Origin of the sequence: Candidatus Vondammii sp. HM_W22 (assembly GCF_022530855.2) — a bacterium.
Taxonomy (GTDB): domain Bacteria; phylum Pseudomonadota; class Gammaproteobacteria; order Chromatiales; family Chromatiaceae; genus Vondammii.
The window spans coordinates 1575043-1599055 of the sequence record NZ_CP099567.1; the positions used below are offsets into that span (position 1 = coordinate 1575043).

The 24013-nt window shown below is 49.5% G+C and carries 25 protein-coding genes and 7 pseudogenes; 9 read left to right on the top strand and 23 right to left on the bottom strand.

Annotated features, from left to right (window positions below; all coding sequences use genetic code 11):
* Positions 1-226 precede the first annotated feature (226 nt).
* The 3 genes from MN084_RS08780 to MN084_RS08790 form a co-directional block, all read right to left on the bottom strand.
* Positions 227-847 (bottom strand): class I SAM-dependent methyltransferase, encoded by a 621-nt coding sequence (locus MN084_RS08780; protein WP_241087217.1) that lies wholly within the window; start codon positions 845-847, stop codon positions 227-229.
* Positions 844-1887: a helix-turn-helix domain-containing protein gene (locus tag MN084_RS08785; protein WP_320416474.1), complete on the bottom strand. Its 1044-nt coding sequence runs from the start codon at positions 1885-1887 to the stop codon at positions 844-846. The genes MN084_RS08780 and MN084_RS08785 overlap by 4 nt, the downstream gene beginning before the upstream one ends.
* A gap of 185 nt (positions 1888-2072) precedes the next feature.
* Positions 2073-2276: a helix-turn-helix domain-containing protein gene (locus MN084_RS08790; RefSeq protein ID WP_320416473.1), complete on the bottom strand. Its 204-nt coding sequence runs from the start codon at positions 2274-2276 to the stop codon at positions 2073-2075.
* A 378-nt stretch (positions 2277-2654) separates the two neighbouring features.
* Between MN084_RS08790 and MN084_RS08795 the strand changes: the two are divergent.
* A pseudogene (locus MN084_RS08795) lies at positions 2655-3148 on the top strand (type II restriction endonuclease).
* A 143-nt stretch (positions 3149-3291) separates the two neighbouring features.
* On the opposite strand, the pseudogene MN084_RS08800 reads toward MN084_RS08795, so the two are convergent.
* From MN084_RS08800 to rluC, 3 genes and pseudogenes are all read right to left on the bottom strand, one after another.
* A pseudogene (locus MN084_RS08800) lies at positions 3292-3468 on the bottom strand (helix-turn-helix domain-containing protein); the annotation flags it as partial.
* Positions 3469-3616: 148 nt separating this feature from the next.
* Entirely contained in the window at positions 3617-4279 is a 663-nt protein-coding gene (locus MN084_RS08805) for an HAD-IA family hydrolase (RefSeq protein WP_241087214.1), read from the bottom strand.
* A complete protein-coding gene (gene rluC / locus MN084_RS08810; RefSeq protein WP_241087213.1) occupies positions 4276-5229 on the bottom strand; it encodes a 23S rRNA pseudouridine(955/2504/2580) synthase RluC in 954 nt (317 codons plus the stop codon). The genes MN084_RS08805 and rluC overlap by 4 nt, the downstream gene beginning before the upstream one ends.
* 117 nt (positions 5230-5346) lie before the next feature.
* Here rluC and MN084_RS08815 point away from each other — a divergent pair, with 117 nt between their 5' ends.
* Complete coding sequence (locus MN084_RS08815) at positions 5347-5778, top strand: hypothetical protein (RefSeq protein WP_241087212.1); 432 nt, start codon at positions 5347-5349, stop codon at positions 5776-5778.
* A 31-nt stretch (positions 5779-5809) separates the two neighbouring features.
* Here the strand turns inward: MN084_RS08815 and MN084_RS19585 are convergent, their stop codons facing one another.
* Complete coding sequence (locus MN084_RS19585; protein ID WP_445083925.1) at positions 5810-5968, bottom strand: helix-turn-helix domain-containing protein; 159 nt, start codon at positions 5966-5968, stop codon at positions 5810-5812.
* Positions 5969-5995: 27 nt separating this feature from the next.
* Entirely contained in the window at positions 5996-6364 is a 369-nt protein-coding gene (locus MN084_RS08820; RefSeq protein ID WP_241087211.1) for a helix-turn-helix domain containing protein, read from the bottom strand.
* A 112-nt stretch (positions 6365-6476) separates the two neighbouring features.
* On the opposite strand from MN084_RS08820, the gene MN084_RS08825 reads away from it, so the two are divergent.
* Positions 6477-6638 carry a transposase gene (locus MN084_RS08825; protein ID WP_330178483.1) on the top strand — a complete coding sequence of 54 codons (162 nt, stop codon included), beginning with the start codon at positions 6477-6479 and terminating at the stop codon, positions 6636-6638.
* Positions 6596-6784: a hypothetical protein gene (locus tag MN084_RS08830; protein ID WP_330178484.1), complete on the top strand. Its 189-nt coding sequence runs from the start codon at positions 6596-6598 to the stop codon at positions 6782-6784. The genes MN084_RS08825 and MN084_RS08830 overlap by 43 nt, the downstream gene beginning before the upstream one ends.
* A 543-nt stretch (positions 6785-7327) precedes the next feature.
* Here the strand turns inward: MN084_RS08830 and sppA are convergent.
* The 5 genes and pseudogenes from sppA to MN084_RS08855 form a co-directional block, all read right to left on the bottom strand.
* Complete coding sequence (gene sppA / locus MN084_RS08835; RefSeq protein ID WP_241087209.1) at positions 7328-8278, bottom strand: signal peptide peptidase SppA; 951 nt, start codon at positions 8276-8278, stop codon at positions 7328-7330.
* Positions 8279-8314: 36 nt separating this feature from the next.
* Positions 8315-8518, bottom strand: a complete 204-nt coding sequence (locus MN084_RS08840) for a hypothetical protein (RefSeq protein ID WP_241087208.1) — start codon at positions 8516-8518, stop codon at positions 8315-8317.
* 8 nt (positions 8519-8526) lie between these two features.
* Positions 8527-9060 (bottom strand): annotated as a pseudogene (locus tag MN084_RS08845) (transposase).
* Between the two features lie 18 nt (positions 9061-9078).
* Positions 9079-10463: pseudogene (locus MN084_RS08850) on the bottom strand (IS4 family transposase).
* Positions 10464-10560: 97 nt separating this feature from the next.
* Positions 10561-11568: pseudogene (locus MN084_RS08855) on the bottom strand (IS3 family transposase); the annotation flags it as partial.
* An 88-nt stretch (positions 11569-11656) separates the two neighbouring features.
* Here MN084_RS08855 and MN084_RS08860 point away from each other — a divergent pair.
* Positions 11657-12010 carry an ATP-binding protein gene (locus tag MN084_RS08860; RefSeq protein ID WP_241087207.1) on the top strand — a complete coding sequence of 118 codons (354 nt, stop codon included), beginning with the start codon at positions 11657-11659 and terminating at the stop codon, positions 12008-12010.
* Here MN084_RS08860 and MN084_RS08865 read toward each other — a convergent pair.
* The 5 genes from MN084_RS08865 to MN084_RS08880 all read right to left on the bottom strand — a co-directional run bounded on the left by MN084_RS08865 (position 11986) and on the right by MN084_RS08880 (position 14136).
* Positions 11986-12720, bottom strand: a complete 735-nt coding sequence (locus tag MN084_RS08865) for a class I SAM-dependent methyltransferase (protein ID WP_241087206.1) — start codon at positions 12718-12720, stop codon at positions 11986-11988. The genes MN084_RS08860 and MN084_RS08865 overlap by 25 nt on opposite strands.
* A 55-nt stretch (positions 12721-12775) precedes the next feature.
* Positions 12776-12982, bottom strand: coding sequence for a transposase (locus MN084_RS08870; RefSeq protein WP_320416472.1), 207 nt, complete (start codon positions 12980-12982; stop codon positions 12776-12778).
* Positions 12903-13127 carry a transposase gene (locus tag MN084_RS19590; protein WP_445083955.1) on the bottom strand — a complete coding sequence of 75 codons (225 nt, stop codon included), beginning with the start codon at positions 13125-13127 and terminating at the stop codon, positions 12903-12905. Before MN084_RS19590 ends, MN084_RS08870 begins: the two co-directional genes overlap by 80 nt.
* Before the next feature lie 53 nt (positions 13128-13180).
* Positions 13181-13675, bottom strand: coding sequence for a transposase (locus MN084_RS08875; protein ID WP_277400502.1), 495 nt, complete (start codon positions 13673-13675; stop codon positions 13181-13183).
* Positions 13676-13914: 239 nt separating this feature from the next.
* Positions 13915-14136, bottom strand: a complete 222-nt coding sequence (locus MN084_RS08880; RefSeq protein WP_445083926.1) for a transposase — start codon at positions 14134-14136, stop codon at positions 13915-13917.
* Between the two features lie 254 nt (positions 14137-14390).
* Here MN084_RS08880 and MN084_RS19595 point away from each other — a divergent pair.
* Positions 14391-14539: pseudogene (locus MN084_RS19595) on the top strand (IS701 family transposase); the annotation flags it as partial.
* Between the two features lie 186 nt (positions 14540-14725).
* Here the strand turns inward: MN084_RS19595 and MN084_RS08885 are convergent.
* The 3 genes from MN084_RS08885 to MN084_RS08895 all read right to left on the bottom strand — a co-directional run bounded on the left by MN084_RS08885 (position 14726) and on the right by MN084_RS08895 (position 17641).
* On the bottom strand, positions 14726-16174 hold the full coding sequence (locus MN084_RS08885; RefSeq protein ID WP_241087205.1) for an NAD-dependent succinate-semialdehyde dehydrogenase: 1449 nt from the start codon (positions 16172-16174) through the stop codon (positions 14726-14728).
* 325 nt (positions 16175-16499) lie between these two features.
* The gene (locus MN084_RS08890) at positions 16500-16637 is read right to left on the bottom strand and encodes a hypothetical protein (protein ID WP_241087204.1); all 138 of its coding nucleotides are present in this window, start codon (positions 16635-16637) and stop codon (positions 16500-16502) included.
* A gap of 860 nt (positions 16638-17497) precedes the next feature.
* Complete coding sequence (locus MN084_RS08895; protein WP_330178486.1) at positions 17498-17641, bottom strand: hypothetical protein; 144 nt, start codon at positions 17639-17641, stop codon at positions 17498-17500.
* Between the two features lie 153 nt (positions 17642-17794).
* Between MN084_RS08895 and MN084_RS08900 the strand changes: the two genes are divergently transcribed.
* The 3 genes and pseudogenes from MN084_RS08900 to MN084_RS08910 all read left to right on the top strand — a co-directional run.
* Positions 17795-18001 carry a transposase gene (locus MN084_RS08900; protein WP_330178487.1) on the top strand — a complete coding sequence of 69 codons (207 nt, stop codon included), beginning with the start codon at positions 17795-17797 and terminating at the stop codon, positions 17999-18001.
* A complete protein-coding gene (locus tag MN084_RS08905; RefSeq protein ID WP_330178488.1) occupies positions 17964-18551 on the top strand; it encodes a transposase in 588 nt (195 codons plus the stop codon). The genes MN084_RS08900 and MN084_RS08905 overlap by 38 nt, the downstream gene beginning before the upstream one ends.
* 495 nt (positions 18552-19046) lie before the next feature.
* Positions 19047-20669: pseudogene (locus MN084_RS08910) on the top strand (Rne/Rng family ribonuclease); the annotation flags it as partial.
* Positions 20670-22168: 1499 nt separating this feature from the next.
* Here MN084_RS08910 and MN084_RS08915 read toward each other — a convergent pair.
* Positions 22169-22354 carry a hypothetical protein gene (locus MN084_RS08915; RefSeq protein WP_241087394.1) on the bottom strand — a complete coding sequence of 62 codons (186 nt, stop codon included), beginning with the start codon at positions 22352-22354 and terminating at the stop codon, positions 22169-22171.
* Positions 22355-22620: 266 nt separating this feature from the next.
* Positions 22621-23976, bottom strand: a complete 1356-nt coding sequence (locus tag MN084_RS08920; RefSeq protein WP_241087199.1) for a hypothetical protein — start codon at positions 23974-23976, stop codon at positions 22621-22623.
* Positions 23977-24013: the final 37 nt, after the last annotated feature.

Genomic DNA, 24013 nt, shown 5'->3' on the forward strand with positions numbered 1-24013 from the left:
TCAGATAGTAAAGCTTGAGGCCCTCGGAAGACCGGGAAGGACCATGAACCAGTGCCGCGTGCTGTTTATTGGCTGAGTCAGCATCGGCGATGGTCTTCTCTGCTGAATTTTTTATCTGAATGCAATTTTCTGGAAAACGATGGCGTTGTTTTTTTGGGTGTATAGACCACCGCAAACTGTTTGTTCACTAGGTTAGTGTCAGGGTCGATCAGATTTTGCATAGTGTTCAGTTGATACGCAGGAAACGGAAGTAGTTGAAATGCTGCTCTCCTCCCGCCGGTGTCAGATGAATTTCACAGACGCTCTCCCGCAGTTTAAATTCCTGCCCCAGCGTCTGTTGAATCCGATGAGTGTCGTATTGCACAATATCCAGGCCGCTGCACTGCTTTGGCCCTTCAGGAGAGAATGCCGCTATCATCAGGTGACCTTCGGCAGGAAGGTACTGCTTCAGTTGGTGAATATAGGCAATTCTGTCGTCTTCATTGGTCAGAAAGTGGAATACTGCACGGTCATGCCAGAGTTTGATCGGATGGTCCAAGCTGAACTCAGTAACATCCGAAATTAACCAGTTGATGCTATCCGACGCTTCTCCCAGGCGCTTCTTTGTTGCCTGGATGGCGGTACTGGAGATGTCGAGCAGTGAAATATTGTTGTACCCGTTGGTCAGCAGGCAGTCCACCAGCCTGGAGGTGCCGCTGCCGACGTCGATGATAGCGTCACCATGATTGATGCCGGTTGCCTCAATCAGTTTAAGTGATAGATCAGGCGAGGGTTGAAACCAGCTTGTTTCACCCTCCTGTTTTGCCCGGTAGACGTTCTCCCAGTGTTGCTGGCGGTTTATTGTCACTGTTCCTCCGGGCCTTCGAACGGATATGGAAATGCACTGCGTGCATTCTCGTCGATACTGAGCCTGCGTGACAAGGGGGGGAAGGCGCGCTGCGGGCAGTTTTTGCGTTCACAGACACGGCAGCTGACGCCGATATGTTCCACTGCATCCGGGTCTTTCAGATCGAGACCGGTGGAGTAAACCAGTTTGTGGGCATGCCTAATCTCACAACCCAAGCCAATGGCAAATCTTCTTTGAGGCTGCAGATAACTGTTCCCGCTCTCATATACCGTCCGCGCCAGACAGAGATAGGTCTTGCCGTCAGGCATACGTGCCAGCTGCGTGAGAATAGTGTTGGGGGACGAGAATGCCTCGTGAATATTCCACAGCGGGCAGACACCGCCCAGCCGGGCAAAATGGAAGCTGGTGGCGCTCTGCCGCTTGGAGATGTTGCCGGCAATATCCACCCGGATAAAGTAGAAGGGTACGCCTTTGTTTTCACTCCGCTGAAGGGTGCTCAGCCGGTGGCAAACCTGTTCGAAGCTAGTGCTGTAGAGACCACTCAGGCGTTCAATGTCATATCTCAGCTGCTTGGCATCCTGGAGGAAACTGGTGTAGGGCATCAGCAGTGCGCCGGCAAAGTAATTGGCTAGGCCGACACGGCAGATACTTCTGGCTTGGGGACTGACCAGTTCAGCCGATTCAATCTCCTGTTCTATCTGCTCGCGACAGACCAGAAAGGCAATCTGGTGGGCGATATGGAAGGCGCGGCGAGAGGACGATGAAGGCTTGGTCAGATAGAGGATGCGTGTGTCGGGATCAAACAGCCTCTGCACACCTTTGGTGCTGATATCGGCCATTTGAATATCGATATCGTGTTGTTGTTTCAGGTAGCCGATAAGATCCGATAACAGATCGTCCAGGTGAAAATTCTGCTTTTTGAACAGTGCTTCCGCTGCAGAGTCCAGAGATTCGATATGGTTGTTACATCGGTAGAAAAAATCCCGGACCTCTTCATAAGAGAACTGGGTGCCGTGCAGTGCTTTGATCCGCTCCGGCAATCGATTCGGCCAGTGTCTGGTAGTCCACCTGCAGTCTCTGGTAAGCGCGGGAGAGTTGTAGCAGGCGGTCTGCCATTCGTGGTGCAACCGAGACGGCTTCTCTCAGCTCATGGAGAGTGATATCTGCCCCACGGAAGAGTGGATCGTTCAGTGCCTCGCGAAGCTGATTGGCACGGCGGTCTTCATCATTCGGTCCAATCGGTAAAATCTATGCCCAGTGCCAGCTCCAGTTTGGTCAGCACTTTTTTGTTCAGCGGGCGCGCATCGTTCTCAATTTGGTTAAGGTAACTGGGTGAGATGGCCATTTTGTCAGCCAGAGTGGCTTGTGTCAGTTTTCGGCATTGACGGAGCTTACGAATCCGGCTTCCGAGATTGACCAGTTTTTCCATCAAAAATCTCTTTTACAGGGTATGAATAAGGGTACGGACAATGCGAAGAATATTGCATAAAAGCGCATTGTAAACAACGAGTTAATAAGTATATATTGATTTATGGCAAGTATTTCCGGTGATTTGCAAATCAAAATCCGATTCCATGTGACGGAATCTCCACAATCAGAGTGTTTTCCTGAGTAAAATACCTCTGTGGACGGATCACCTGAAAGCGTTCCGCAGGACTAGTATACGCCTCGTTTTATCCAAATTGGCAGAATTGAGGGCGATCAATAATGCGTTGTATCGCCGCATTCACCGGCGGAGCGTGCTGGCGCGATTTTTTGCAAATGGAAAGAGAAGAGATACTATTCTCCACCTTGGAAAAACACATCATTGTATGACCCTTTATCTCAAGGTTTTGATGGCGATGTTGATGGTTTTATCTCCTTTTTCCTTTCAGTGCAGAATAGAAGGAAAAGCCGTGCAGAGCTAGCTCTTGAAAACCATTTTGAGATACTTTTTAAGGAATGCAATATACAATACACTCGCCCCCCGTTACAGAGAACAAATCAAAGCCTGACTTTATTTTTCCGGGAAAAATCCAGTACCATGATCCTGACTTTAATGCCCTGCAACTGACTATACTAGGCGTAAAATCTTCCTGTAAAGATCGCTGGCGACAAATATTAGCAGAGGCTGAACGTATCGATAAAAAACACCTTCTAACCATCGAAACTGCTATAAGCAAGTCACAAACAAATGAAATGCAATCAAAAGACCTGCAATTTGTATTACCCAAGGAACTGCATCAAACCTATTTACCTGATCAACAAGACTGGTTGATGAGTATTTCTGAGTTTATTCATCATGTTCTTGAAAAGCAGTAACAAGTAATCTAAATGTGGTGACAGATGAGAATTATTGAAGGAAGAAATCTATATAATGCTTTGATATACAAGGAAATAAAAATATCAATGCGAGAACAAATTCATATCGATCAACTGCTCAACGGCAAACCCGGTCCACCATTGATATGAGTACTCACCCTGGACTGACGGCATTCATTGGTCAAACGCTGGGCCTGCTTAGGACGACAGCCCCTAAGGCTCGTATTGCGCCTGATCTCACGACTAATGGTCGATTTGTGACGTCCTAATATCATGGCTATCTCAGTTCGATTGTATCTTGCTTTCAACAGGGCAGAAATCTGGCATTGTTCTTCCTGGCTAAGCTGTGTGTATCTCGTTGTGCTCCTCTTTAATTTGCCGGATAGAGAGAGCCTTGATGCTACCGCAACTTTTCCTCTATCCGTCAAACAGAGTTGCACTTATAGCCTGAATCCACCAAATAACAAATCAGAGCCTATTGCTTGCCAACCAGCCAGTCAGTTCCCAGATGTCATCGAGACAGCCTAGGGGGGTATGCTGCATCAGACGATCAGCCTCATGCACACCATAACTCACCGCTAATCCATAAGCCCCGGCGTTTCTGGCCATCTGCATGTCATATACCGTATCGCCGATCATCAGTGTTTCATTTCCATTCACACTCAGCTCATCCATAATCTGCAGTAGCATCTGAGGATCAGGTTTGGATAGCGTCTCGTCGGCACAACGTGTGGTAAGAAACAGCCAGCCCAGCCCCGTCTCATCCAGCACTTTATCCAGCCCCTGGCGTCCCTTTCCGGTTGCCACCGCCATCATGTAATTCTGTTTCTGCAGCTGCTCCAAAATCTCCATTGCCCCGGGGAAAAGCTCTGATGGCGTTTTATCCACATCCAGAAAATAGTGGCGATAGCGGTCAATCACCCGACTCACCAACACATCGTCAGCGCCTGGAAACAGCGCCGTCACTGCCTCAGTAAGACCAAGGCCTATAATGTTACGAATGCTCTCATTATTCGGCACACCCAAATCAAGGTCGACGGCCGCACCTTTTACACAGGCAATGATTCTCGCCTCGGAGTCCATCAACGTGCCATCCCAATCAAATACCAACAACTTAAAACTACGACTCATCGCTTCATGCTACTCAATAAATTGACCAATGAAGTCTCCAGGGGAGCCTGAAAAACCTGGTCTTGTTTCTCATCCGGCCAGCGAAAACAGATTGACTCCGCGTGCAGAAACAGTCGTTTCAATCCTTGGTTATGCATCGCCTTGTTGGCATCCTGGTCGCCGTACTTTCGATCACCCAGGATAGGCGTTCCCAAATGGGCGGCATGCACTCTTATCTGGTGGGTCCTGCCGGTCATCAGCCTAGCTTCCAGCAAAGTACAGCGGTGAAAACGTTCTCTGACTCGAAATCTTGTCTGTGCCTGCTTGCCCCTGGGGTCAACCATCACCACTCTCTCGCCACCCCGAAGGGTATTTTTCAGCAGTGGGACATCGATATCCGCTTTATCACCGTGCCATTTTCCACTCACTAGGGCAAGATAGCGTTTATCAATAGCATTACTTCGCATCAGCTCATGCAACACTCTCAGTGCACTGCGTTTTTTGCTAATCAAGAGACAGCCTGAGGTATCCCGGTCGAGGCGATGAACTAGTTCCAACTGCCGCTGATCCGGACGTAGTTGGCGAAATGCTTCAATAACGCCAAAACTAAGGCCACTGCCACCATGGACGGCCATACCTGATGGTTTGCTCAATACCAGCAGCCGCTCATCTTCATAGATAATGGATTGTTCCAGTTGTTCCAACTGCCTCTTGCCCACACTGGGCATGACTTCCTCCTCCGCCACACGGACAGGGGGAATTCGTACAATATCGCCCTCTTGAAGCCGATAGCCCACTTTTTTTCGCCCTTTGTTTACTCTGACCTCACCGCGTCTCAATATCCGATAGACATAGCTTCGCGGCACCCCTTTCAAGATGCGGAGAAGAAAATTATCAATCCGTTGTCCACCGAAGCCTGGTTCAACACAAACTAACAGGACTTCCCGATTTTTCTGTTTTGATTCTAACATTTAGCGGATGATATCAGTTTGTGTCGGTAGGTTTAGGTTCAGATAGAAGTGAGACTTTTTTAATTTAAAAAAACGGGTAGCCTGTGAGTTTTTGAAGCTACACAGGAGACCCACCCGATGCAGATCAAAAGCTCGCGGATTAAATCATATCGTAGTCGGGCAATTGCTGATAGAGCCAGTTCAGATGCCATCGCCCGTTTAAAGAAATTAGGGCTCTATAACAAGTTCAAAGAAGAAGCTTGCTCAAGCTCTATTTGTCTGGAAGCTATCGGCTGGTCCAAAGCCACTTATTGCCGCTGGCATAGGAGCTACCAGGAACAAGGGATGGCGGGACTATGTGTAGATTCAATCAGTGCCCTTAGGAATTTGATCAGCACTTTCGCATTCATGGATGACTCATACAGCATGAAGCTGTACTGGCGCTTGTCCTTGCGGAGCATGACAGCGACCATGCTGCGTGGTATTTTTTATACTCGTTCCGTCACCCCGGAATATAGTGGCATTCTCTTTTTTAGCCCGCTCCTTAATGCCAGGATACTCATCTTTTAATCAAGTATATACTTTTGCCTGGGATTTTCTCCTAGTCTTGCTTTACTGGCTTTTGAGGTGTGAAGCCCCAGCGCTTAAGGCAGTCGGACATAGCCCGCACAGGGATGTTAACTCCCCAAAGCTGCTTAATAAGCTGGGCAATGGAACCTCGAGTCCAGAGCGCAAAACCGAGTTTGTATTGATCCGGCATATGATCCCGAATCGCTTCAATGACTTTTTACTTCTGAGCTTCAATCAGGCGACGGGGTGCATTTTTTGGTCCTCGCTTCGCGATGGCCAGAACTTCTTTACCACCGACACGATAGTGTTTATACCACTGTCCAACCGTATTTGGATGAACGTTCAATAAGCCGCATTTCCTTAAGCCCTTTCTTTGCAGGCAGAATTGAACAGCTTGCTGTCTCAGGAGTTCTTGTTGCTCGATTCTGAGCTTGCGTACATCTATTTTCATATCAGGTGTTATATCAAATGAGCCTCTAAAAAAACCTCCAAAATAAAATTCAACCAACCATTGATAAAGGCCATGCAGCCAAGTTTTCTGATCATCAAGACCGACTTGAACTCCTTGAGCAACAGGAAGACCCAATGCCGAAACTGGGAAGGACCGTAGATTGGGAGGCTTTTCGGGTATTGTTGGGCTCAGTTTATAAAAGCAGTGATCTCTGTAAAGGTGGCGTTCACCTTACGATGCGGTACTGATGTTTAACGTATTGGTTCTACAGTATTTGTTCAATCTGAACGATGATCAAACAGAGTTCCAAATACGGGAGCGCTATAGCTTTTGTCGTTTTCTTGGGCTGAGCCCGGAGAGGGCAAGATGCCCGGTGCCAAAACGGTTTGGGTGTATCCTGAGCGCCTGAAAGAACGGGGCCTTGTTGATAAACTCTTTTCAGAGCTGTTGATCCAGATTGATGCAGCAGGCTTCAGTGCTCGCAAGGGACAGATTGCAGATGCCGCTATCGTTCCAGTACCCGGGCAACGTAATACACTAGAGGAAAATAGGTAGATCAAAGCCGGGGGCAGCCCTGAGGCGTGAAGTGATAACAAGCATCGCCAGAAAAATGTTAAAGCCCGCTGGACCATGAAGCATGGCAAAATCCACTATGGATACAAATGAAGTTCACGATAGCCAAGTGCCGCCAGCGGCGCTTGTGTGAGTCATAGCCCGGTGAGATCTGCCCACAGGTTGAATAACACTACTTGGCACCTGCCTTCTGCTCAACCTGTACCGTTACCTCGCCCTCTGACAGAGCCAACTCTACACTGCTAACCTGCCAAGGGCTCTTGATACCCAGGACCTAGTATAGATCTTTGATCTCTCATAGGGGGATACGGCAATCTACCCACTCAATTAGGGGGGGGAGCCAACAAAAGCATAGTACCATGCCATTGAGGAATGCTTTCAGTTAAAAGAGGCTATAGATTGCCAACCCAGAGCCAATATTTTTTCGACTGTAGATTGAGCAGAGTTTCCCCAATCCAACCTACAGCTCGTCAGATCTCGTATAGGATCGATTATTTGTTCGATCAGATAGCCCTATTTTGCGATTTACTGCAAGCTGGGAGCCTGCCGCAAACCTAAGACATTATAAATAAATGCAGAGGCACTGGTGCCGATGCGTTTGGCAAAGCGTTCCACCAGATCTTCAGCTGGCGTAAAATCGACAATCTCTTCAGCCTTGATCAACTCTCTGGCAACATAACTGCTGCTCCCCAGCCCATCAGCCAGACCCAGCTCAATACTCTTCTTTCCCGACCAGAAGAGGCCGCTAAAAATTGTATCGTCTTGTCTCAGACGATCCCCTCGCCCTTCTTTGACGGCATTAATGAACTGCTGGTGGATGCTATCCAGCATGACTTGAATGTGCTGGCGTTCACTCTCTTTGATGGGTGAAAATGGGTCCAGAATCCCCTTATGCTCCCCTGCGGTCAGAAGGCGCCGCTCTATCCCCAGCTTCTCCATCCCCTTTTCAAAACCAAACATACTCATCAACACCCCGATGGAGCCGACAATGCTTGCTTTATCCACATAAATTTCATCCGCTGCTACAGCAATGTAGTAACCACCGGACGCACACATATCTGTCACCACGGCATAAACCGGGATGTCAGCATGCTCCTTTTTCAGCCGCCGGATTTCATCATTGATATAACCTGACTGAACAGCACTGCCACCGGGGCTGTTGATACGCAGAATCACACCTTTGGTATTTTTATCTTCAAAGGCTCCCCGCAAGCCCGCAATAATATTATCGGCACTCGCCTCTGAATCATCGGCGATAACGCCTTTCACTTCCACCAGTGCCGTATGCCCGTCATCACCTGACAGGCCGGTATCCGGCATCCAGAGAATCAGCAGCGTAATCAGATAGGCAAACGTCAGGAGTTTAAAAAACACCCCCCAGCGACGACTCCTTCTCTGCTCTTTAATCGATTCGGAAGCGAGCCCTGTTACCAGATCCCTCTCCCAGCCAGTCGCATCTTTTTCACTATCGTTCATCATATTTGTGCCTATTCCAAATCTATCGCCTAAAAATCAAGTAACAAATGCGGATTCAACTCGCAAGTGCAACAGATGGTTGGTTTCTAAAAATACCTGATTAGGTGTTTTCATGCCAAGACATTTTCTTGGTTTGTTGTTGAGAGAACCTCTAAAAAACCGACAAAGGCCAATAGCCTCCAGCAAATCAGGAGAGCCCGGTATCTTCACGCTCATTTTTCTGGCAGCATCCATATCCATACCTCGCTTCATCCTGCCAGCCACACCAATCGATTAGCCTGCTGGGCAAACACGTGCTCAACTCGAGCCCGAACTCTTGATCGTTTTCGGTTTGCCTCTTTCTCCCGTTCGTTCAAGCGGCGTTTGCGTATCGACTTGCAGTGAATGTGACTGCGGTAATGCGCACCCGGTAAAGCGGCTTTCCGTTCTACACTGCGGTAAGCAGGATCGGCCCAGACACTGCCATTATTGTTCTCATCCAGCAGTTCCTCGAAGACCTAGCTATCGTGAACTTCTGCTGATGTGATGGCGTATTTGCGAATGACCTTGTGCTTCCGGTCTATGCTGATGTGGCTTTTGTACCCATAGTGGGTTTTGCCATGCCTCATGGTCCAGCGGGCTTCAACATCCTTCTGCCGGTGTTTGTTATCACCCCATGCCTCAGGGCTATCCTCAGCTCTGATCTGCCTATTTTCCTCTCGCATATTACGTTGCCTGGGTACTGGGACGATAGCGGCATCTACAATCTGTCCTGAGCCCCTACCAAAAACTGTACCGAGCATTTTTAGAAAATTCCGGCCTTAGAGGAATGCTACTTGCTTAAGTTTTTTGGGTTGGCCATTTTTCCGAATATTCTCTCGCGCAATAGCCCTGGGTTTGGTAAGTAGCGGGAATTGTCTGGGTCTTCGTTTTATAGCTCGCGGCTCCATACGTCCCGGTTGTTTTCCAACCTGCTGCGGTGCAATGAGGATAAAAAGGCCATCAATTTTATCGATGTCGTAACGACCGCTTTTTTGCCACACAATCTATAGCTGCAAGGTATGCTTGAAGCTAGGTTGTCGAGGAATGATGTCAGCCAGTAAAGCCGCCTGAGCCATCAGTAAACGGATCAAGTTGTAAGCCAAAAGATAGACCCACAGCTCCTTTTTCGCCATTTCCGGTGTGCGACAACTTAATGTTTCCATTCCCAGAGTGGTCTTGATGTTGCGTATATCCAACTCTACCTGCCAATGGTTCCGACAGAGTGCCTTCAGGGCGGCTTTGCTTGTACTTTTTGAGCAAAGTAGTGTTGTCACCAGGATCTTACCGCCAGCACGCAACTCCCGCACTTTCAATCTATCGGGGGGTTTGATCATACTCTGCCTGACTCATCCAGGCGGGTTTGACTTTTGGCTTGTCTATTTCGATAAGATGATCTCGCGGACCCAGACGCTCTCCCTGGCGAAAATCCGTGCTACGCCGCCGTGAACCATATTGCTCGAAAACGCCATCCACTCCTTTGGCCTGAAGAGCACACAACAGAAAATAGGTGGCATAAAAAGCATCCCCAAGAAGGATATCGCCAGCGTCCAAGGTACTAAGCATGGTTCTAAGCAATGACTGCTCACCGCTTCCTTTTCCGCGACAAGGTCCCAATGCTGCATCAAGTGCAGCACCGCTGGCGAGGCAGACGATACCAACCACCCGGCACCAATCCGGGTTGTTGGCTACGGGGTTGAGGATAGACAGTCTGGTTCTCTTCTGTATCGGGCAACGTAACGGTAGCGCCATCCACCAGTCTGACCGGTCGCCCCCGCCGGTGCCAGGAATCTGGGGTGTGCTCAGTCATCATACGCCCCGTGTAACGGGCTAGCGTAGAGACCATGTCCAATGGCAGCCGTTTCCGTGCGCGACAGTATGCTCCCGTATGCGTACTACAGATTGGCAGCTCACCCATCAATCGTTTGACTGCAGCATCAACTATGTTCTGGCAAGAGCAATCAGCACTCATTGCTTGAGCCAGAAACATCGATAGCGTCTCTGTTGGCGGAAACAGCCTTTCCCGATGTTCCGGTAGCAATGATTCGACTTGATTGAGAAACTCTGGGCCGGTTAGCAGATTAAAGAAAGCATAGGAATCACTGGCTGTAGCGTAGGTTGTGATACCTTTTTGTTGATGTATGCAGGCGCGTTGATCAGGATGCATTAAGGCTGCTTTCCTGATTGATGGTTGTTGGTTTGGTGATTAGCATCTTATCACCTGAACCAGCCTTTTTTTATTCGTTATATCAGCAGGTTATTGCTTAAGTAAGTAGCATTCCGGCCTTAGAGTGCTTCTCCCTGAATTCATCCGGCATCAAGTTTTCCAGTGATGTATGGGGGCGGAATGTATTGTAATCATGGCGCCAGCTTTCAATCTTTTCTTGCGCATCTTTCAGTGACAAAAACCAATAGGTATTTAAACATTCATCCCTAAAACTCCCATTGAACGACTCAATAAATGCATTATCTGTTGGCTTTCCCTGCCGCGAGAAGTCTAACGTTACTTTATTCTCATACGCCCATTGACCAAGGGCCTTCGGAATAAATTCACGGCCATTATCGACTTGAATCCTCAATGGCTTATGCTTATTACAGCATCGTAATTGCTCCATAACATCCACAACCTGTTCCCCTTTTGCAGCACGATCAACCGCAATAACAACACATTCTCGGCCAAATTATCGACTACAGTTAACGCTCTGGTTCGTCGCCCGTTGAACAGTTGATCGGCGAAAAGATCCATACTCCAGCACTGATCAATACGAGAGAGCTCCGGCCTGTCCATCCGGTGTGCGGCGGCAACTCGACGCCTTGGTCGTTTGCGACTTAGATTCAGGTCCTCCTCACGATAGATGCGCAACACACGCTTATGATTCATCCGTCAGCCTTCACGCTACATATGAATGCGTTGATAGCCATAACGAACACGGTCTTTGGCAATTTCACATACCCGGAATCGTAAAGCCGGATCATCATGCTTCCTGCTTTTGTAGCTATAACTGCTGCGGCCCATCTGAATGACTGCACAGGCCCGGCGGTAACTATCCTGGAGAAAAGTAATCAAACGTCGACGCCTAGCCATCTTCAGCGCTTTTTTCGCACGACATCCTGAAGCATCTGTTTTATAGGAGACGATTTTCGTCCTCTGGTTGACGTAAACTCCGTCGCTCTGAAACGCCTAAACCTCCAAACTTCTTTTTCCAATAAAGCCTCGCGTCCAATATTCCCATCTTGCGGCAGACCTCTGGAATCCGTGTTCCCGTTTCTGCATGGCTCGTCCTCCTGCTTTCAGCTTAACGGATCCACCAGAATTCTCTGATTTGGATCGGTACGGTTTTCAGGGAGGAGGTCAATCAAATGAAGGTGGCACGCTTCTCAGCTCATTGTGAGCTGGCAGGCTTTGATTTTATCCAAAGTCAGGTAAACGAAGAACTGGTTGCTGCACTGCATCACTGTGAATTTATGGAAGAAGCTCAGAGCATCGTTTTTGTGGGCCCTGGTACCGGTGAAACCCTCCTGGCGACTACAATCTCGGTGCAGACCTTCAGCACCATCATAAACCTATTCGCTTTTTATCAACTATTGAGCTGGTTAACCTTGCTGGAGCAAGAGAAACAACCCGGTAAGCAGGGGCCAATGGCTAACAGGTTGATGCATGCGGATCTCGTGACCCTTGGTGAACTGGGTTATCTTCTATTACCGGTCAAATAGACATCGTACCGGGTATTAGGGCTTTTGATCACCATGGTCGGTTGCTGGTCACCCAGGCGGGGAGCCTTGGCAGGCCGTTTAACTACCACCCGGTTAACGGCAATGGCTCTTGCGGCAATAAGCAGTTCAGCACCATCTGTGTCATCACCAACCAACTGCCTGAAGATCCGCATCTCTTTCTTCACCAGTGCCGATTTATTCCGGTGAGGATACATCGGGTCGAGGTAAACCACATCAGGCCGCGCATCACCCGCCAAAGCCAGTAAAAAAGCCCGAGCATCCATCTGTATCAGCTGCATACGTGATGCTATAGGTGCCACCTCATTATCAACAAGGGCCCGCTCAAAAGCATCCTGTAGCAGAACTGAAATAATCGGTGAACGCTCCACCAGTCGGACACTGCAACCAAGGGAAGCCAGCACAAAAGCATCACGTCCTAGGCCTGCCGTTGCATCTATCACGTCCGGCGTCTTGCCGTGTTTCAGTCCGATTGCTTTAGCCAGTGGCTGACCGCGGCCACCACCAAAATGACGCCGGTGAGCTGATTTACCCCCGATAAAATCGATATGGACAGCCCCAGGGGCACCCTTCCCAGCTTGCTGCAACTCCAGATGATCATCCTGTTTCAGCAGTTGAAATTCAGTTGAGCTCGTCTCCAGCGCCTCAACTAGTAACCCAAGAGAAGCGGCCAGTTTTTCGGCTGCGGCCATTTGACCCGGGCCGGCTGCCACCACGGCTATTGTGAGCTCAGTTACTGTCACTTTTTCACCACAAAAAAACTAGGGAGCCTCTGATCAATTCATGAATCGGCGTCTGGCGGCGGAAACCTCTGCCACGCACCTTGATCATCTTGATTCGGCTATTGAGACCTTCTGCCGGACCATTACTTACTTCAAAAACAACAGCGTTCAATATTCCCCACAGATGATCCTTGATTGTTCCCGCACACTTTCTTGATTGGCTCCAAGCCACTGCGCACTGCCCATGACAACCACCGTTCCCAGCCTTTCCTTGCCCATGTCTTGCTGGCATAGTGCCAGAGTGACATGGCAAACTCTTTGATCGCCCAGGCACGGGCAGTCTTCAGCGTGCTGTCACGTAGCGCCTTAACCGCAATTCTGTCTGCGCGTCATGTTCTCCGGGTTGCAGAGCCAGTCATACTGGCTGACTTTAAGGGTCCTCATAGCCTTCAGCCATCAGCGCTTTGTGCTCTTGGCAACGTACCTTGTCTGCCGTCTCACCAAGGTACTTGCCGGCATGGAATTTATCAAAGGCAATCTTCTCTATCAGCCCTTGCAAGCTTTCCAGTGTAGCATTGATAAGGGCTGGCCACATGTCCATGGAGACACTTTCTACCGCTTTTCGCTGCTCCTCTGTCAAACCTTCGTACCATGCTTTGAGCATCGCCTTTTTGCGGTCACTGACCACGTGTAACACTGTACCTGCATCCTGGTCTGATAAGACTGTTACATGATCATGGCGTTTCTTGAAAACCATCTTATCAACACCAATATGTCTTGGGCTGACCTCTTTTCTACGTGCTAGTCCTCGCTTAACCGCTCGCTGCGTAATTCCATCAATGGCATTCCAACTCAGCCCCATCAATCGGGAGACTGCCAAGATGGACGCCTCTTTCAACCAGTCGATCACCAGCGCCTCAAACATTGCAGTAAATCCAGGGCCGGTTCCGCTAGCGACGTTTGCGTGAGTCGCTTGGTGAGATCTGCCCACAGGTTGAACAACACTGCCTGGCACCTGCCTCCTGCTCAACCTGCACCGTTACCTCTCCCTCTGACAGAACCAACTCTACACTGCTAACCCGCCAAGGGCTCTTGATATTCAGGAGATCTGGGCGTATAGATCTTTATCTCTCATAAGGAGGGTAGGCCAATCTACCCACTCAATTAAGGGAAAAGCCTTTGGATCAATAGCTCTGAAAAAAGTCTATCAACAAGGCCCCGTTCTTTCAGGCACTCACGATACACCCAAACCATTTTGGCATCGGGTACCTTACCCTCCGGGCTCAGCCCAAGAAAACAACAAAAGCTATAGCGGTCCCGTATTTGGAACTCTGTTTGAGAGTCGTTCAGATTGAGCAAATGCTGTAGGACCAACACCTTGAACATCAGTACCGCATCGTAAGGTGGACGCCCACCTTTACTGGGACCACTGTTTTTATAAATTGAGCCCAACAATACTCGAAAAGCCTTCTAGTCTACGGTCCTTTCCAGCCTTGGCAGCGGGTCTCCCAGTTGCTCAAGGAATTCAAGTCGGTCTTGATGATCAAAAAACTCGGTTGCATGGTTTTTATCAATGGCTGGTTGAATTGATTACTGTTATCACTGATTTGGGAAGGTTTTTAGAGGTTCTCTGAAGCTTTGCTTGGAGTATGAAGGAGGCGTGGCAGCAGACAGGGCAAACCCTACATCGCTGGGTTCATTTAACGATGGGGGGTATGGCCTGGTGCAGTTGCTGGGGTTGTTGGACGACAATTGTGTTCAGCAGTTGTGCCGTCATTCACCCTGGCGGCGGGATGATCATAGAGGGTTAGGAACTCGAGTGGCTGATAGCGACTCGAAATAGCTGTGTCGCTCTAAACTCTAGCTGATTAATCCTTATGAAATTATCGACTACTTGCAGATAAAGTTTAATAAAAATAACGCCATCGGCGTTATTTTCAGGTTCCAAGTGCAATCAAAAGTCAATTCAGCAGAATCAGATCCCGAGGCAAACATATTTCATCTCTAAGTATTCATCAATTCCATAACGTGAGCCCTCGCGACCTATTCCGGATTGCTTAACTCCACCAAAGGGGGCTACAGGCGTGGAGAGGACACCGGTATTGACACCAATCATGCCATATTCCAGTGCTTCTGAAACCCGCCATGAACGCCCCAGATCGCGGCTGTAGAAATAGGCTGCCAACCCAAATTCTGTATCATTGGCCATGGCGACAGCCTCCTCTTCGTTGGTAAACCGGAACAGGGATGCCACCGGGCCAAAGGTCTCATCATTTGCCAGTTGCATATATGCAGATATACCCGTCAACAACGTTGGCTGGAAAAAGGTCCCCCCCCGAGCATGGCGTGCGCCTCCGAGTTTGATCTTTGCCCCTTTGGAAACTGCATCGGTAATATGGGCTTCTACCTTCTCCAATGCAGCCTGATTGATCAATGGCCCTTGAGTTACACCCTCTTCGGTACCTTCACCCACTATCAGTTGAGCCGCGCTTTCGGCCAGTTTATTGGCAAACTCATCATAGATACCATCCTGTACCAGAAAACGGTTGGCGCAGACACAGGTCTGTCCGCTGTTGCGGTATTTGGAGGCTATGGCACCCTCTACCGCAGCATCCAGATCAGCATCCTCGAACACGATAAATGGGGCATTACCACCCAGTTCCAGTGAGAGCTTCTTCAGGCTGTCTGCACATTGACGCATCAGTAGTTTGCCGACAGCGGTAGAACCAGTAAAAGATAGCTTTCTTACGGTTGGGTTGGAGGTCAGCTCACCACCAATCACTTGAGGAATACCGGTTACCACATTCAGCACACCCGCTGGAACTCCCGCCTGTTCTGCCAGTTCACAGAGTGCAAGTGCTGAAAACGGCGTATCCTCGCTAGGTTTGACGACCAGCGTGCAACCAGCAGCCAGTGCTGCAGCTGCCTTGCGGGTAATCATCGCTGAAGGAAAGTTCCAGGGCGTAATGGCGGCACAGACGCCAATCGGCTGCTTCAGGACCAGTATCCGCCTGTCTGCCTGATGCTGGGGGATGGTATCCCCATAGACCCGTCTTCCCTCTTCCGCAAACCACCCGATGAAGGATGCCGCATAAGCAATCTCACCCCGGGATTCAATCAGAGGCTTGCCCTGCTCTGCAGTCATCAATTGGGCAAGATCCTCCTGATTTTCCACCATCAGCTCTCCCCAGCGGTGCAGGATAGAAGCACGCTGTTCAGCGGTTTTCTCTCTCCAGAGAGGCCACGCTTTATCCGCAGCCGCTATTGCACGCCGGGTTTCTGTCGAGCCCATGACCGGAACCGAGGCCAGAAGGTCACCGGTTGCCGGATCAGTGACATCCATGGTCTCACTGCTGTCTGCGGATAACCACTGGCCATTGATATAACACTGTTGGCGAAATAGGGAAGGATTGTTCAGTTTCATCTCATGCTCACAAAAAGGGATTTTAATTCATGTAAGTGCACTACGCATAATCAATCGCAATCTACGATCAAGCGGATTGATAACCTGTTTGTTATCGGAGTTAAAAATTTCCAACCCCATTTACGCCTTACTGCAATCGATGATGTCCAAAGACTCCTTGTCTGGACAATTTCTGCTTAAGGGAACCTCTTAAGAACCCGACAAAGGCCAATAGTCTCTAGCAAATAGGGAGAGCCCGGTGTCTTCACGCTCATTTTTCTGGCAACACCCATATCCATACCTCGCTTCACCCGGCCAGCCACACCACATCGACACATGTTGTACACTAAATTCCCATCTTCACGTCGGCCCTGACTTGCCCGATGCTATGCACCAATCGATTGGCCTGCCGGGCAAATACATGCTCAACTCGAACCCGAACTCTTGATCGTTTTCGGTTTGCCTCTTGCTCCCGTTCATTCAAGGCGCGTCTGCGTGTCGATTTGCGATGAATGTGATGGCGGTAAGCAGAACCAGCCTAGACACTTCCAGTACTGTTATTCTCATCCAGCAGTTCCTAGAAGACCTTGCTATCGTGAACTTTAGCTGATGTGAAGGCATCCGCCAAAACGAGTATCCGACCGACAAGAGAGATATCCGTTCCTTCCAGACCTTCCAGGTCAGATAGCCTGTGCCATCTCATTTTCCATGATGGGTTAACGCCATCACTTTTGCCATCTACATCACTTCTGATGAACAATACCCGCACCATGCATAGAGTGCATCTTCTTTTTCTCCCATTCATCGCCATTGAGCCGACCGAAGTTTCAGAAGAATTTTATCGGGAATAGCGATTTTACCTACGTCATCCATGAGAGCTATACTGAATACCAGATCAGCCCACTCATCACTGACATTCAGTGCCTAGGCGATCAGGTGTGCATAGTGACTTATGCGGGTTAGGTGCGGGCCGGTCTGGCCGTCTTTGAGCTCCGCTGCGTGGCTCAAGTGTCGTGTAACTCCTCCGTCCGCTCTTTGACCTTCTCCTCCAATTCCCGGTTCTGAAATAGGTGTGAATCCGTACCAGCACAATAGCGGGACGGGGGAGTGGGCTTGGAGATATAATCCACAGCACTGAGATTAAAGCCTCTTTCTTCATTCTTCTTCGCTAGATAGCGCCATCATAAGTTCTAGCCCAAAGCATCATACACCTAATCTGGACAGCGGCAATAAATGAAGGGAACCTCTAAAAACCTGACAAAGTCCGGTAGTCTTTAGCAAATAAGGAGAATCCGGCCATCTTCGCGCTCATTTTTCTGGCAGCATCCATATCCATACCTCGCTTCAGCTGGCCAGCCACTTGTACACCAAATTCATCATACCCATCTTCACGCCAGCCCTGACTTGCCCGATGCTGCGCATTAGTCGATTGGCCTGCTGGGCAAACACATGCTCAACTCGAGCATACAACCGAGTTTTTTTGATCATCAAGACCGACTTGAACTCCTAGAGCAACAAGGAGACCCGCTGCCAAAACTGGAAAGGACCGTAGACCGAGAGGCTTTTCGGGTATTGTTGAACTCAGTTTATAAAAACAGTGATCCCAGTAAAGGTGGGCATCCGCCTTACGATGCGGTACTGATGCTCAAGGTGTTAGTCCTACAGCATTTGTTCAACCTGAACGATGATCAAACAGAGTTCCACATTCAGAATCGCTATAATTTTTGTCGTTTTCTTGGGCTGAACCCGGAGGATAAGGTACCCGATGCCAAATGGGTATATCATGAGCGCCTGAAAAAATGGGGCCTTGTTGATAAACTCTTTTCAGAAGCTATTGATCCATATTGATGCAGCAGGCTTCAGTGCTCTCAAGGGACAGATTGTAGATGCCGCTATCGCTCCAGCACCCAGGCAACACAATACGCGAGAGGAAAATAGGCAGATCAAAGCCGAGGATAGCCGGGTTTTCGAGGAACTGCTGGATGAGAATAACAGTACTGGAAGTGTCTGGGCCGATTCTGCTTGCCACAGTGTAAAACGAGAAGCCGCTTTACCGGGTGCGCATTACCGCAGTCAGATTCACCGCAAGTTGACACGCAAACGCCACTTGAATGAACGGGAACAAGAGGCAAACCGAAAACGATCAAGAGTTCGGGCTCGAGTTGAGCACGTGTTTGCCCAGCAAGCCAATCGACTAATGCGCAGCATCGGGCAAGTCAGGGCCGGCGTGAAGATGCCGGGCTCTCCAGATTTGCTAGAGATCTATTGGCCTTTGTCGGTTTTTTTAGAGGTTCCCTATAATCACTATCGACCTCACGACAGTATGGGGTTGGAAACGCCAATCAGTTATTACCATAAAAACCCATGCAGGCAGCTTGAGTTGGCTCACGGGTACTGAACCCGAACAGTCCGATTGATGCGCCTGCACAAAATCGTTATACTCGTCGCGAGAGGTGACTTTTGTGGCAGATTATCTAGGTCAGCCATCACCGTAAACGATACAGACACTTTAAGATACCGGTTCGAACTGGCTGAGATCGAAAAGCTGGCTGGAACCCGATCTCCCGGAATGGGATAGATCGACTAACGATGATTTAAGGAACCTCCTGGTTGATACTGGGTCGGAGGCTCCTTAGACATCTCGACCAGAAAAATACAGAGCACCGCTGCACAGCAGCGGTGGCTAAAAATTAACGATGTCGCCTTCCCCGGTTTTGTTCACAAAAAAGATGTCTCTACCTGATGCGGGTAGATGGCCATATTGAACAGACCGTGAACTGATGGCACTCAAGCTGACGGGACGATAAACTTCTCCCAGAGCCTTGTGCAGAGTCGGTTCCAGGTAACCTGGAACCCCTTGGCTAGGCGGCACGCCCAAGGATTTTATACAACTATGAAACGAATGCTGATCAACGCAACTCAGCCTGAAGAATTGCGTGTGGCCATTGTCGATGGCCAGAAATTATTTAATCTAGACATTGAGTCCGCTGGCAAAGAGCAGAAAAAAGCTAATATCTATAAAGGACATATTACCCGGCTCGAGCCTAGTCTGGAAGCGGCTTTTGTCGAGTATGGCGCAGACCGCCACGGCTTCCTTCCAATGAAAGAGATCTCCCGCAGCTACTTCACCGAAGTAGCCCGCGAGAGTGGTGGCCGGATCAATATCAAGGATGCGGTTAAAGAGGGACAGGAGATCGTTATCCAGGTGGAAAAAGAGGAGCGTGGCACCAAAGGCGCTGCTCTCACCACCTTTATCTCCCTCGCCGGGCGTTATCTAGTATTGATGCCCAACAATCCCAGAGCCGGTGGCGTCTCCAGGCGCATTGAAGGACAGGAACGCAACGACCTGCGTGAAGCCATGTCCAAGCTTGAAATACCTGAAGGCATGGGCCTGATTGTCCGTACCGCTGGTGTCGGAAAGAATCAGGAGGAACTGCAGTGGGACCTGAACTACCTGCTGCAGCTATGGAATGCGATTGAGATCTCATGCGAAGAGAAGGCAGCACCGTTTCTGGTTTACCAGGAGAGTAATGTCATTATCCGCTCCATGCGCGATTATCTACGGGCGGATATCGGTGAAATTATCATTGACCATGCTGCTGTTTACGAAGAGGCCTGTCAGTTTATTGATCAGGTGATGCCTCAGTACCGGAAGAAAATCAAGCATTACGAAGATCCTGTCCCGCTGTTCAGTCGATATCAGATAGAGAGTCAGATAGAGTCAGCATTCCAGAGAGAAGTCCGGCTCCCTTCCGGTGGCGCTATCGTAATTGATCATACCGAAGCATTAACCTCTGTCGACATCAACTCAGCTAGGTCTACTAAAGGTGCTGATATCGAAGAGACTGCCCTCAATACCAATCTTGAAGCTGCCGATGAAATTGCCCGTCAGCTCCGCATGAGGGACATGGGAGGCCTGTTCGTCATTGACTTCATCGATATGACGCCAGCTCACAATCAGCGAGAGGTGGAAAACCGCCTGAAAGAGGCGATGAAACAGGATCGTGCCAGAGTACAGATCGGCCGTATCTCGCGCTTCGGCCTGCTGGAGATGTCACGCCAGCGCCTGCGCCCCTCCCTTGGAGAAGCAAGCCTGCTGGCATGCCCCCGCTGCTCGGGTCATGGGTTTATTCGCGGCATTGAATCTCTGGCTCTCTCGGTGCTTCGAATCATCGAAGAGCACGCGATGAAAGAGAATACCTCCCGTATTAATGCCCAGCTACCGGTTGATGTGGCGACGTTTCTGCTAAATGAGAAGCGTGAAAGTATCCACGAAATTGAACAGCGCCATTCTCTTAGTGTGGTTTTGATTCCCAATATCCATCTGCAGACGCCTAATTATGAGATTGAGCGGATACGGGCTCAGGACATGCCCGCAGATCAGGAGCAAAGCGCCAGCTACAAAATGATGCCCGAGCCTGAGGATTCAACACCAAATTTTGCCAAGCCTCCGGCAGCAAAAAGCGAAGAACCCATGGTGAAACGAATTACCCATGGTGCTCCTGCTCCGCAACGGGCAAAGCAGAAATCAGACTCTGAGAGCGAACGTACCGGCTTTATTCACAAAGTATGGAATAGCCTGTTTTCGTCAACTGAAAAGGAACCGGAAGAGAGTAAGAAGGCAGAGTCCAAGTCTACGGACAGAAGAAGTGACGATTCCCGATCACGCGAGGGCCGTCGCCGTCAAGGTCAGGGGGGAAAACGAACGTCCTCTTCGCATGATTCGAAAGGTTCGAAGGAGTGTGCGGACACCCGTCGGCCTCAACGCACAAAAAGACCCCGAAATGCTCCAGTCAAAGCCGCAAAAAATGAGCCGTCAGCAGATCAGAAAATAGAGGATAGCGATACACTTGCGGCAGTAGGGTCTAATGAGCAAGATAAAAGTGAAGAGACCAGACGCAATTCCCGCCGAGGGAGAAGAGGTGGTCGTCGGCGTCGTAAAAGCAGCGGCCTGGAGGATGAAAATCAAACCGCTGAAGATCATTCTACAACCCAGGAAAATCAACCGGTAGCTGTTGAATCTGCTGGCAACGATCAACAAAAACAGGAATCCGGCAGCAATAAAAATCGGACCTGTACCTCAAGTCGTGATCGGCGCCCGCGTAAACCAAGAGAAAACAGAACACCAGAGGGCACTGAACCCACTGCTCAGAATGATGGAAATAAGCCGCCTTCAGAATCGAATGCTGTGAGCCAGCCTCAAACCAAGCCAGTGGAAACCAGTGGAAACCAGTGCCAAGAGTAAACCTCAAGGCAAAGTTCAGGAAGCAAAACCACCTCAGACTAAAAGCAAGCATGAAGAATCGAAACCAGCTCCGATAGCTGAAAAAAAAACTCATGCTAGGACTGAAACACCAAAAGTGCCAAAACTGGAGAACAGACCCGAAGGAGGAACCAAACAGGAGTAGCAACCAACATGATGAGTGGCCCTCTTGGCCATTCATCACCTTAAAGGGCCTATTCACTGGTCACTGCCAGCTGACAAGCAGCTTCCAGAGCTTTTCTATAATACCCTGAAAGTAGTTAGAGCCTGATCATAAACCATAACTCTTTGATGTTGTTTCCGTAAAGATGCCGTATCAGGCATAACAGCATACGGAAAACCATCCAAATCCACCGAAGAGCGTGCATCTATGATCCGATCATCACAGCCATAAACAAATCCCCTCGCCGAATTTGATTGGCCTTTTCAAGCAGCACTGGATAAAAACAACTGCTGGGTTAAGATGAACCAGTGTATTCCCTAGGACAAATTGGCAGAGGTTACTATCAGGGACTTTCTGACACACAGCGTCATCCGACAAAAGATACCCGATTGGTCATTATTAGGGAGCCTCTGATCAATTCATAAGTCGGTGGTGCCCAACGGCTGAAAGCCGTTGGACTTCAGCCAAAGTTCCAAGTTAAGCATCTCTTCATCACTGGTCCCGGGGTATGCCGCGACCTGTCTTCATCATCATTTCAAGCGGGCCAATGTTCAGAGAGCCAATGGCTGGAGGATTCAGTCTTTTCATCCTAACCACGCATAATAAGGATGGAGAAACGAATCATCTCCCAAGTGGGACTTTTACCGCCGTAGGCAGGATGGGGCCGGTGAGTATAAAGCAGCTCATAAAGGCCATCCATCTCATCAGTTTCCAATGGAACCGGAGGGAAACCAAGCATCCCGCTTTCCGTAGCACTGTACCAAAATACGAGCATTGACAAGGTTGGTTTCAAGACGGAACATGCGGGAAGCCGTTGAGCGCAGATTCCATTACCTCATCAGAAGGTGGAAGACGCACCACACTGCGCCTATTTCTGTAGCTGATTCATCATTCGGCTCTGTTATCCGCCTTTCGGTTCATCCCCTGTTGTTGAGTCGATCTCAATCCACCCGACCAATATCTCCTGTCGCATAAAAATAAATGCAAGCTTGTTATAAACTCCCGCCATGACTGTTGCTGTCACGAATTGCCAGTAGACCCCTATTGCACCTGCGCCCGGAATCGTAGCCGAAAATTTGGTCTGCCCACTGGCGTTGCTTGATTGAATCTACCCTGCAGAGTCACCCTAACATGGCTGATCAAGGGATCGGTTCCATTACCCGAATCAACCGGTACGTAATTGAAGTTAATTCCGTTCCGTGAGAACTCGATATCATCCGTGAGACTGCTCAGTGAGGAAAAGGTGTAGCTGAGGCCACTGGTGGTCGCTCCATCTAGAAAGAGCATCGGACCGGAACCGACAGCGCCGATATCGCTGACAACCAACGCGAGTTCGGAAGGGATATTATCACTAATTACGACACTGTTCTGGTCAGTCCTCCCCAAACCTTGGTTGCCAACCTCAATGCTATATTCAACTGTCGCACCGGGTATAGCTTTGGGAAAGATTGTACCATTAACGTCGTCCAACACCGTCTGCACAACCTTGGACAACTCGATATGGGGAAAAAAGTCCGCATCGAAAGCACGGCTGAAAATTATCACTGCGGCTTGCTCAGGGACGTGCTCACGTTCGGTGTCCATATCAACATCCTCGTCCACGACTAATCCCACTTGGCTCGTACTCAAGCTGCATCGTCTAATCCAGCCTCCATTATCACCATGGAGCGTAACCATAGTTGCCGTCACCAGCGGATTGCTGACATATGGGCTTGCAAAGGAGGTCGTGATGCAATCACCCCAGCCCAAGATGTCAACAGCCGTATACAGTGTCTCGAGACGCAAGGTAGAACTCATCAAATTATCGATAAAGTTCGTGGTACCGATGTCCTGGATAGCCAACACACCAATTACCTCGCTATTCGTTACAGTACCGGAATAGGATTCGGCACGCTGCAGCGCGAGAGATAATCCATCGCTGGTCACGCTCCTCATCGCCACCGAAAGGAAGGGGATGGATTGCCCTCCCGGTACGGTCCCCGTCTCGTTAGCCATACCTTGGATCATACTAAGCACCACCGGTCTGGAGGAAAAAGCGTTGGGATAGTTCACAATATCCCATGCTTCTGCCGGCCCCGTGCTGGGCAAGAGGAAAATACCATGCTGAACACTAGTTGTGGGACTAGCAAACGCCTCAATTTGCGTCCCATCCGGGAAGGTGTGCGAGCCAGGTTCGACCGCGATGTAGGCGAACGTCATGGCCTGATGCACCCCGTCGCTGCCGGAGGCTTCAACTGCAATGACTTGAAAGTCCGTAGTAGTCACATTTCGAATACGCAGGACGGCAGGGTCACTGCCAGCGTCCGTCGGCGTTGCGAAAACCAGGGGTGGTACCGGGTAAGTCTGACGAAAAGTAACAGTGGTAAAAGTGCTGTTGCCGTCGACAAGAGTCGCCATATCGGACTCTATACGCCAAGCGTACGCCGACTGCGTG

Excerpts from the sequence above, each read along its gene's own strand:
- MN084_RS08825 (WP_330178483.1), top strand. The coding sequence starts at position 6,477 with ATGTTTAACGTATTGGTTCTACAGTATTTGTTCAATCTGAACGATGAT.
- MN084_RS08875 (WP_277400502.1), bottom strand. The coding sequence starts at position 13,675 with ATGTTTGAGGCGCTGGTGATCGACTGGTTGAAAGAGGCGTCCATCTTG.
- MN084_RS08840 (WP_241087208.1), bottom strand. The coding sequence starts at position 8,518 with ATGGATATGGATGCTGCCAGAAAAATGAGCGTGAAGATACCGGGCTCT.
- MN084_RS08865 (WP_241087206.1), bottom strand. The coding sequence starts at position 12,720 with ATGGCCGCAGCCGAAAAACTGGCCGCTTCTCTTGGGTTACTAGTTGAG.
- MN084_RS19585 (WP_445083925.1), bottom strand. The coding sequence starts at position 5,968 with ATGCCGGATCAATACAAACTCGGTTTTGCGCTCTGGACTCGAGGTTCC.
- MN084_RS08915 (WP_241087394.1), bottom strand. The coding sequence starts at position 22,354 with ATGCTCGTATTTTGGTACAGTGCTACGGAAAGCGGGATGCTTGGTTTC.
- MN084_RS08815 (WP_241087212.1), top strand. The coding sequence starts at position 5,347 with ATGCAGATCAAAAGCTCGCGGATTAAATCATATCGTAGTCGGGCAATT.
- MN084_RS08900 (WP_330178487.1), top strand. The coding sequence starts at position 17,795 with ATGCTCAAGGTGTTAGTCCTACAGCATTTGTTCAACCTGAACGATGAT.
- MN084_RS08805 (WP_241087214.1), bottom strand. The coding sequence starts at position 4,279 with ATGAGTCGTAGTTTTAAGTTGTTGGTATTTGATTGGGATGGCACGTTG.
- MN084_RS08830 (WP_330178484.1), top strand. The coding sequence starts at position 6,596 with ATGCCCGGTGCCAAAACGGTTTGGGTGTATCCTGAGCGCCTGAAAGAA.
- MN084_RS08895 (WP_330178486.1), bottom strand. The coding sequence starts at position 17,641 with ATGATCAAAAAAACTCGGTTGTATGCTCGAGTTGAGCATGTGTTTGCC.
- MN084_RS08885 (WP_241087205.1), bottom strand. The coding sequence starts at position 16,174 with ATGAAACTGAACAATCCTTCCCTATTTCGCCAACAGTGTTATATCAAT.
- MN084_RS08920 (WP_241087199.1), bottom strand. The coding sequence starts at position 23,976 with ATGGCGACTCTTGTCGACGGCAACAGCACTTTTACCACTGTTACTTTT.
- MN084_RS08860 (WP_241087207.1), top strand. The coding sequence starts at position 11,657 with ATGAAGGTGGCACGCTTCTCAGCTCATTGTGAGCTGGCAGGCTTTGAT.
- rluC (WP_241087213.1), bottom strand. The coding sequence starts at position 5,229 with ATGTTAGAATCAAAACAGAAAAATCGGGAAGTCCTGTTAGTTTGTGTT.
- sppA (WP_241087209.1), bottom strand. The coding sequence starts at position 8,278 with ATGAACGATAGTGAAAAAGATGCGACTGGCTGGGAGAGGGATCTGGTA.
- MN084_RS08790 (WP_320416473.1), bottom strand. The coding sequence starts at position 2,276 with ATGGAAAAACTGGTCAATCTCGGAAGCCGGATTCGTAAGCTCCGTCAA.
- MN084_RS08880 (WP_445083926.1), bottom strand. The coding sequence starts at position 14,136 with ATGTTCAAGGTGTTGGTCCTACAGCATTTGCTCAATCTGAACGACTCT.